The 9,425-nt window shown below is 50.6% G+C and carries 5 protein-coding genes; all 5 read right to left on the bottom strand.

Annotated elements, in window-relative coordinates:
- On the bottom strand, nucleotides 1-1,507 hold a 1,507-nt coding region (locus tag GX117_12470), incomplete at its 3' end, for a phosphoadenosine phosphosulfate reductase family protein (GenBank protein ID NLO34145.1).
- A 2-nt stretch (nucleotides 1,508-1,509) separates the two neighbouring features.
- Complete coding sequence (locus GX117_12465; protein NLO34144.1) at nucleotides 1,510-4,500, bottom strand: hypothetical protein; 2,991 nt, start codon at nucleotides 4,498-4,500, stop codon at nucleotides 1,510-1,512.
- Between the two features lie 248 nt (nucleotides 4,501-4,748).
- Nucleotides 4,749-6,032: a class I SAM-dependent RNA methyltransferase gene (locus tag GX117_12460; GenBank protein ID NLO34143.1), complete on the bottom strand. Its 1,284-nt coding sequence runs from the start codon at nucleotides 6,030-6,032 to the stop codon at nucleotides 4,749-4,751.
- Nucleotides 6,033-6,052: 20 nt separating this feature from the next.
- Nucleotides 6,053-7,519, bottom strand: a complete 1,467-nt coding sequence (gene hisS / locus GX117_12455; GenBank protein NLO34142.1) for a histidine--tRNA ligase — start codon at nucleotides 7,517-7,519, stop codon at nucleotides 6,053-6,055.
- Nucleotides 7,520-7,628: 109 nt separating this feature from the next.
- A partial coding sequence (locus tag GX117_12450; GenBank protein ID NLO34141.1) for a LysM peptidoglycan-binding domain-containing protein occupies nucleotides 7,629-9,425 on the bottom strand: 1,797 nt, incomplete at its 5' end.

Below are 9,425 nucleotides of genomic sequence, written 5' to 3'. Positions count from 1 at the left end.
GCATGGGCGCTTGTTCCGCCTCGCTACGCTCGGCTCCACAAGCGCCCATGCAATCCTGCCAGGAGGCGCGCTCATGAAACACAGAAACTCTCATAACAACTGGACCAAAAAGCGGGGGCTTGACACAAACACCACAAGCTTGACAGCAAGCGGTCTTATGGAATACGTGTTTAAAATATTTGCCGAGCAAAGGATTATTTTTTAAATAGTCCGCTTTAATTTCAACTGATAGACCTGCTCTTTTAGGTTCGACCTTATATTGATTGCTGTCAATAACGATCGTTTGCATCCACTCCTTCCAATTAGATAATTGATTTGATATATTTATTGTCAAAAATTGGCTTTTTAAAGTGTCTGTGTATTTTAATTTATTTTTAATTAAGTCACGCCCGTTTTTACGCGCACTCCATCCATCTTTAAGAATAAAATCTTCGAAATCAGAATCTTCTTTTCCATATGCAGTTTTAATAATTTCTAAATACTTGTCTACCTCTTCTTTGTAATTGGTATATTCTATGAAGCGAGATTTTCCGCCGCCCATTGGACAGCAAAGGCAACCTACTCTAGCGCTTCCTTTTTTATACGCTTCATTTACTAAAAGAGAGTGGGCAAAAATATATAACCAAACTTCTGCAGAAGTCCATTCTAAAATTGAATTGTGGCTATACTGACCTTTAGTCTTTTCTCCTGTATTTAAATATTTGTAGTGTGATCGAACATTACTTTCATGTCCGCGGACACCGACAAATGCCAAACCCTTGTAGTCTTCTTTACCGGTAATTTCTCTCAGTTTAAGAGTTTGTGGAGCACTTTTATGCACCGAGCAACACCATCTAAGGACGCGCGATGGTGGTCCAAAAATATTCCAAGATTCTTCCGGACTGAGACGCGATTCTGCGCTATAAAATGGGATGTCCTCTTGAATACATTGTTCTTTAACTTTTCGGATAATTTTATAAGTGTCTAAAAATTCCATACCCGTATCACCAAAAAGCACAAGAAAACTACGTTTTGGCAGTGCTTTTTTAACAAGATCTAATAAGACAAGACTATCTTTTCCACCGGAAAAGGCAACGTGGAAGCAGTCTAGTTTTGCTTTATATTTTTTATAAACATTCAGTATTTTTTTTATTGTAGTTTGCTCAACGACCTGAAGTACCTTCCTATTGGCCTTTGTCATAGCTTCAATATTTATAGGGCGCAGCTTCTTCCCTCTCGGTTCTGGTCTAATAACCTTGCCATTGTCAGATTTGGGAATGTTTATTTCGGGTGCTGTGTATAGATTACCACCTTTAAGTCTGGCTACCACTTTACCGCGATAGATGTATTGATTTGCTTCAGCCCACATATAGGGCAGATCGGTCTGTTTGTCATATTTCCAATATTTATCAAAGCCCAAGATATCCAGTTCTGGAGCATATACAGGGCGTGGTTCCTTTGAAAATCCGGTTGGACTGAAATTAAGAAGTAATCCTCCTGTTTCCGGATCATGGGTATACGAATACATACTCATCCAATCCTTTGTCTAATATCCTGTGCTTTTTTTAAGATATCGTTAATTCTGTTTAAATTTCGGCTTCCACTGTAGCCCTCATTAAAGAGATAGTTGTTTACATCATCTTTTTTGAGGGGTATATTGGATCTTGCTACGGCATCACTCATGATCTCTTCATATGACAGTCCGCAACGCTTCCGAACAATGACCCCGATATTTGTTGAATTTTCGGAGAGGGCATCAATACGAAATTGTTTGCTGAAACGGCGGCAGTAACTCTCTAAAAGATGGAGATTCCACCTGTAACCACAGCTTGGAACGTCGGAAAAACTGGTGAATGCTTTTATGGGCAGATAATCATAGGGCACGTTTTTTTCGATGACTGCATCGATTGCTTCAATATCGAAATGTACTTTGTCGTCGGCTACAAATCGATCTTTGTCAATGCGCACAAGAACCGTATTGGCTGCGGAAATCGCCTTATAACTACGATCTTCTTTCAGTTCGTTTTTGGCGTAGTCTCTCAGTTCTTCCAGGGTGCATTGGTCTTGTTTTCGACAGTAGTCTATGAGAATGGTTGAAACGTCAAGTTTTTCCCCTTTGTGAGAAAGCACTTTCCCCTGCCTGTGAAAGGTATCGGCCAGGCATAGGCGATAAACAGCGTTGTATAGGCCTATTTCTGACAATTGATCATTCCTTTCCCGGATCTCTTCCAGGGGCAATGCTCCCATAGAGATATAACCTTGCTCCGTGCAGGCTTTCTCTGTCAGGTCACGGATGGATGTCACTTCCTCGTCGGTAATATGAATCTGTGCGGCATAAACATACGTTTCTTTCTCGTTCCAAATAAACTCTTCCTCACGGACTAAAGTATTCTTGATTCTTGGCAGAGGTATGCAGGGCAGTCGTTTTGCCAATTGTTCACAATCCCAAGAAAAATTATTCCCCCATACACGCAGAATTTCGTCTTTCACGACCTCTAAAAAAGCCCCGGTTTTAGATCCAAAATAGAGTAATGTAAAGTTTAATTCGGGGAAGAGATCCTGGAGGAGGATACGAAGCATTTCTTCAGAAAGCACGCCTTGTTGTTCGAGTTCGTACCAATGCAAGGTATAGAAGGCTTCGAAAAAGATAACGGCTGCGCCTTGGTCGAAATGATGTTCGACACCTTTGCGTATCTTTTCACGCGCCTCGTTGGTGATAACATATATTTTGTTCTCATAGCTCATACCACAATCGCGAATGTAGGCTTCCAGCGCTTTATCCTCAGATGGCAGCCCGGTAATGCCCGCCTCTGCTGCAAAGCTGCGAAACCGTTTCATCTCAATAAAGTCAAATCTAAAACCATTGCGATAACGGTTCAGCAACAGTTCCGTAATCTGTTGTTTCAGGAGGGTCGTGTCTTGTGTCGATTCGCAAAGGATTTCAACATCGTTGAGGTCAATGCTGCAATGGTCACAAAGTTTGGAGATGACGGAAATCATATTTTGGGCGTGGTTATTGGTGCGAATCCATTTGCCGTTAGAAAGTTGAGACCCCTGAATAAAGGCTTCTTTTTCCGGCTGTAAGAAAGGCATAATCCCGTATAAGGCTTGTTGTTCCAAGACGGCTAATTTAGGATGGTCTTGGGCTATCAGCCACTCCGTGATGGCTATGAGTACAGCAGACCAACGTTGCTCATCCAGCGGGAGTTGTTGGCCTTGAAGCGTACAGCGTACAGGTCGTGCTTCGTCATAATTTTCAGGCTGCCTAAAATCAACGCGCCAGTAATAGGCGCCATGCTCATCTAGGATGTCCGTATCGGCTTTGCTTTGTGTTTGTTCTTTTGCCGCTTCTTCGGCACGCTCTTTCGCGGCTTTGTTTTCCTTATAATAAATGGCGATATCATCCAAAGGGATATCGCAATGGGCGCAGAGCTTGTTGATGATCGTGACCAAAGTGTCGGCGTTGTATTGGGTGAACAACCATTTTCCGTTGGATAAGAGTTTGCATGGGCGATCTTCATCCTCTTCAGCTAAAAGAAAAGGTCGTTCACCTATCAGTGCCTTTTGTTCCAAGGACGACAGTCGGGGATTTTGGGCTGTGATAAGCCATTCTGTAAGGGTTAGTAAGGTTTGTGCCCATGTATTTTCTGTTAAGGGAAGCTCTTTCCCTTGGAGGATACAGCGCATCGGCTTGGTCCATCTCAGATCTTCATCGGGGGCAAAGGTGACCCTATGCAGCTCCGGATCGTCTTCCGGATTCTCATGTATGGGGGATGCAGCCGGCGTAGCCTCGCCGGTCTCGTAAGGCTCTGCTTGTACTTCCCCAACATTTGCATCGCCCTCTTCAGCTTCTGACCCTTGCTGTTTCTTATAATAAATGGTGATGTCATCCAAGGGGATACGGCAATGGGCGCAGAGCTTGTTGATGATAGTGACCAAAGCGTCGGCGCTGTATTGGGTGCTCAACCATTTTCCGTTGGACAACAGTTTGCATGCGCGATCTTCAACCTCTTCAGCTAAAAGAAAAGGTCGTTCACCTATGAACGCCTTTTGTTCCAAGGACGACAGTCGGGGATTTTGGGTTGTGATAAGCCATTCTGTGACGGCAACTAAGACCCATGCCCATGCGTTATTTTGGAAGGAAAGCTCTTCTCCTTGAAGGATAAGGCGCATTGGCTTGGTCCATCTCAGATCTTCATCGGGGGCAAAGGTGACCCTGTGGAGCTCGGGGTCGTCGTCGGGATTCTCAAGTGTGATCGGTTCCGGGGATTGAACGAGTTCTTCCGCCTGTGGCTCGAGCTCCTCTTCCTGCGGACTCATGGCTTCGGTATCTTCGGCTGGCGCGGGGACTTCCTTATTTTCCGAGGCAGCTAATATTTCTTCCGGCGCAGGCTCGATCTCCTCTTCCGATGTTGGCAGCTTTTGTTCTACCTCAACTGAGCGTGTCGTTAGCGGTCGTTTTGTTGCAGATTTATTACGTTTGAAAATTTTAAAAAGTTTTTTCATAGTAGACCTTGGCATACGTAATTCCTGTGCTCCCTGTATTCACGTTCCCTTTGGCGTGCTTCCCGAGTGCCTTACTAAGTCAACAAATCTTGAACATAGGCATCACGCTATTTTAATAGGGAGAGATCCAAAACCATAATCACTAAAGATTTAACTCATTTTATAGTATACGTGAAGGAAGTGGCAAATACAGCGCAGGTTCAAAATATTTTTTTGTTGCTCTATCCGCAATTCCATATAACGCCCCGGCATTCAGCTGCGTTTTAATGCAGGCGCAGCGCCGCCACCAGTTCCACGTGTGGGGTGTGCGGGAAGAGATCGACGCCCAGCAGCTGCGTCAGCCTATAGCTTTCGGTGAAAGCGCTTAGTTCTTCCGCCAACTTGCGGGGATTACAGGAAACATAGAGGATATGAGGCGGCGCCATCTCCAGAATACGCTTGATCGATTTGGGATGCATGCCCGCTCGGGGCGGATCAAGGACAACGGCACTGGCTGCAGGCATACCGCCCCGTTGCTGCAGTTTTTTGGTGAAGCCCCGGACGGTGTCGGTAATGAATTCCACGTTTTGGATATCGTTCCGTACGGCATTGAAGCGGCCGTCTTCGGAGGCATGGACGTTATTCTCGACACTGACGATCTCGGGCGTGTAGGGGGCACAACAAAAGGCGATGCCCCCTGCGCCGCCGTAGAGGTCGTAGAGGAGCTGCGCTTCCACGGTCTTCGCCCAGTTGGCTATGATTCCGTAGAGTCGTTCTGCGGCAAGAGGAATGGTCTGGAAAAAGCTCAAGGGCGAGATACGGAAATGGAGCGCTTTCTCGGTTCTTTGTTCGGCAGCGAGGTATTGGCCGGGATTCTCGTAGGGCACGCCGGCGGCTGAGGCAGCTTCCGCTTGCAGGTCCGGGAGAAGCGTTTCGGTGATCCATTCCTTGCCGTGGAGCAGGGTCAACGTGTCGGCCGTCGCCACCTCCGCTTTGCCGCCGAATTCACCATGAAGGATGCTGCACGCATCAAAGCCCTTTACTACGGCCTCGACAAAGGCATCTGCATGGGGCAGCGTTCCGGGCGTGGTCAGCAGCACGACCATTCTTTCCCCTGACCGCTTACCGTCGCGGACCAGCAGATTGCGCAATCTGCCCGTGTTGGCTCGGCTGTTATAGGCGTCGAGTCCGCAGGCTTCCCGCCATGGCCGCAACGCAGTGAATAGGCGGTCGAGCCCTTCTGGTCCAATGAGGCATTCGTCGAGCTCTAAGGGCCAGCGCCATCCTTGGCGCGTTTTAAAGCCCAGCACGGTCTCCCGCTTGAAGTCTTTGGGCGGCGGTTCCGGATAGCGTTTGAGTGCGAAGCCGGGATCCACCTTATTGCGATAATGGTAGCGTACGGGCGACGGGATCAGCGGAATATCTTCCTGCCAAAAGGCGGCGAAGCCTTCCTTTAAGACCGCCTGTTTCTGGCTGAGCTGAGCGTCGTAGCTCAGATCCTGAAACTGACATCCGCCGCATTCGCCAAAGTGGCGGCAGCGCGCAATAGACTTATTCTCAGGCTGCATGGCTATGGCTGTCCCCCGCTTTATGGCGTTTCGTCGGCGTCATTCATGGCTAAAATGGCGTTGATGGCCGCTGCCATTTCGCTCCGTTTCACAGTGACCTGTGCCGCTTTGCCGGCTTCACGGTAGGCGTCGCGATCTTGGATATCCTTTCGGACTCGTTTGCCTGCGTAGAGGTCTTTGATCGATACTTCGCCCTTTTCCAATTCATCTTCGCCCAAAATGACGGCTACCGGTATTTCGTAGCGGTCGGCGTCGCTGAGCTGATTGGCGAGATTTTTTTTGCCGCCCAGATAGGTGGAGGTGTTGAAGCCCAGCGAGCGCAATTCTTTGGCGACACGCAGCAGCTCGCGGGGGTGTACCCTGCCGATGGCCGCGATGCAGACCTGCACGGTGCTTTTACGGAGGGGCACCAAGGACAACTCGCGCAGGGCGGTTAACAAGCGATCAACGCCGATCGACGCGCCTGTAGCGGGGATCTCTTGGGCAAGGAAACGGTTGCACAACTCGTTGTACCGTCCGCCGCCGCCCACAGAGCCCACCTTCGGACAATCCACAATTTCGATTTCATAGACGGCGCCTGTATAGTAATCAAGTCCACGGGTGAGGCTCGGATCGAAGCGCGCCTCTTCCTCGGAGATCTCGAGCACCTCCAGAAAGTCGGCCAGTTCCGACATCTCCGTCAGCGCTACCTCCGCTTCTTCTGTGGCGGGCAGTTGCGCGCGCAGCTTTTCAACAACAGCGCGCCTGTTATCGGCTTTCACATCAATGAACGCGAGGATGTCTTCGATGAGCGCTGGTTCAAGGTGTACGCCGGGGATGGGATCGCCGGACTCATCGACCCGTCCGCTGCCTAGCTCGGCGCGCACATTGTCGGCCCCCACTTTTTGCAGCTTATCGACTACGCGCAAGCTGTGCTTTATGCGCGCCATTTCGCTGATACCGTTGCCCGTCAAGAGGGCGTCCATGAGTTTGCGGTTGCTGATGCGCACGCGGAAGCGGGGTTTTTCATCTTGGACAAGGCCAACAGCGCGCATGGCTTCGCAGAGTACGGCGATGACTTCTGCATCGGCGACAACACCCCGTGCGCCGGCAATATCAATATCGATTTGCGTGAACTGACGGAACCTGCCCAAACCGGGTTTATCGGCGCGGAATACGGGGCCTACATGATATCGTTTGAAGGGCAGTTTGATGCGATCCCGATATTGACTGACGATGCGTGCAAAGGGAACGGTGAGATCAAAACGCAAGGCGGCGGCTTCATTCTCAGGTGTGAAGAGCTGAAAGATTTCCTTGTTTACTTCAAGGCCTGCGCTGCCCGTGAGCGTCTCCAGATGTTCCATGACCGGCGTGTCCAGCTGTACAAAACCGAAGCGTTCATAGACGCGGCGGATGCGATCGATGACGTCTGTTCTGGCAATCATTTCTTCGGGTAAAAGGTCTTGAAATCCTTTGAGTGTTTGTGGTTTAATTCTTGACGATCCCATAAAGCACACTTCCACATTCGTTGATTAAGGTTGACTACATAGGCGGCGCTGCGGCTGAGGCACAGCAACGTCTTCTTTCGAGCAGCTAAGCGATAGTACCGGGAGTCGGTTAATCGGATTTGCTCTTCGGTATGATCAGTTCTTGATTGATCTTCAAAATTGACTTCGACGTCAAATCGTTCACTTCGAGGAGATCCGCCAATTTCACGCCATACTTCTTGGCGATGGCATAGGGGTTATCTCCGGAAACGACGACATGAACCGTATCGTCTGCGCGGGTCTCTTTTGGCGTGTCTTTTTTCGCCGGAGCCGCCTCTTCCGCCGCCTTCTCCTCCTTCACGGGGGCGCTCTCATCCTTTGCCTTTGCCGTATCTTTATCCTTGTCTTGGGCAGGCACATCGGGTTTCGGCGCTTCAGGGACAAGGGCTCCGGTTTCGGCTGTTTCAGCCTCAGGCACCGGTGTTTCTACGGCGGGCGTGAGCGGCAGCGGTACGAGCTCTGCGGACTCGTTGGTCACCTCTGCCCGTGCCGCGGCTTTGAGACATTGTGCCCGTGCTTCGGCGAGGGCTGCGATACCGGCCGCTTCAATCTTGCGTCCCGCTTGTTCGAGGGATTCGGCGTCTTCGACGAGGCGGCGCACCTCACCCAAAACCCAATCGCCCCGTTCCCGTGCCTTGGCGGAACCTGCCGAGCCGGTCAAATACAAGGACTGAAATTCTTCTGTTCTGCCCAGCGTATCGGAAACAGGCTCGAGGAAGAGCTCTCCCCTATCCTCTTCGATAATGGCCATGGTTTTCAGAATATCGGAAATAAGCATGATAGCGGGGACAGCCACGTGGCGGGACAGCCCTCGGCTGTGCCATTGTTCTTCGATCCACGGCAGGGTCCGTGCCAATTCCAAGAAGCGCAGCCGGTTGGCGTCGCTTCGCGGTTCCGCTCCGATTTTTTGGATGCGCTCGATCACGTCAGGCGTAAGGTTTTCGCGCAGGTCGCTTTGCGCCATGAAGAAATCGATTTGTTGTTTCAGTCGGTTGACTGCGGCACGGCCGAGCAGTGCGCCGCCGGTTCCTGTCAAATACACGGGTATGGGGCCGCAGGGCACTTCCAGCCCGCGCTGTCCCGGCTCATCCAGTTTCATGGCATTGCCGAAAGCATCGTAAAGGGCGAGGTTGATAGCGCCGTCCACGGCAAAGGTAGCTGTACTCCCCTTCATGTCCGACCAGAGCACGGTCAGCCATTGCGCTCCTTTTCGGAAGAGCAGACTGTTCACGCCATCTTGACCGGTGGGACTGCCCACATAGCATTGTCCGGAGAAAAAGAGGGCAAGTCCGTTGAGATAGGCCATGGTCTCCTGCACGGCGACATCGTCGGCGATGAGGGCAGCATTGACGCCGATTTGGCTGGCAGCAGCGGCGCGATATTGGAAAAATCGGGGAAGCAGCGTGGCAGCCTGTTCGTTGCTGCGCGGGAACCACGACGGACAGGATACGTGAATCTGCTGGCTTTCCTGCCCATATTGAGCGGCTATATAGCGGATGCGCTGCACTTCTTCGGGTCTGGGCCAGGTGTCCGATACGAGCGACACATGGCGCGCGGGCATGCGTGAGGTGTCGCCGAGAAGCTTCGAAAAGGTATTGGCATCTTTCACGACCAAGGCCATGCTTGCGGGGCAGACGGTGGTGCGGAAATTTTCCATGAGTCCGCAGCATTCGCTCTCGATGCTTTCACATCCACACTCGAAGCGCAGTATATGGTCACAGCGCGCCGAGGCAAAATCTTTGAGATAGGCGGGCACGGCACGCAACTCGTCGGGGCTCAGTGAAATCATGAAGTGCAGTCCCAGCCGCACCGCTTCATCGGTCAGGCTTTCCAAGGAGGTGTTGCCTGCCGCGAAATGGAGCGTGTC

This window comes from Candidatus Hydrogenedentota bacterium, from assembly GCA_012523015.1.
Lineage (GTDB): Bacteria > Hydrogenedentota > Hydrogenedentia > Hydrogenedentales > CAITNO01 > JAAYBJ01.
The sequence above is the reverse complement of the archived record's forward strand: the minus strand, read 5'-3'. Positions and strand labels throughout refer to the sequence as shown.

Bases quoted from the DNA above. Each gene is read 5' to 3' on its own strand.
- GX117_12465 (NLO34144.1), bottom strand. From the start codon at position 4,500: ATGCCAAGGTCTACTATGAAAAAACTTTTTAAAATTTTCAAACGTAAT.
- GX117_12460 (NLO34143.1), bottom strand. From the start codon at position 6,032: ATGCAGCCTGAGAATAAGTCTATTGCGCGCTGCCGCCACTTTGGCGAA.
- hisS (NLO34142.1), bottom strand. From the start codon at position 7,519: ATGGGATCGTCAAGAATTAAACCACAAACACTCAAAGGATTTCAAGAC.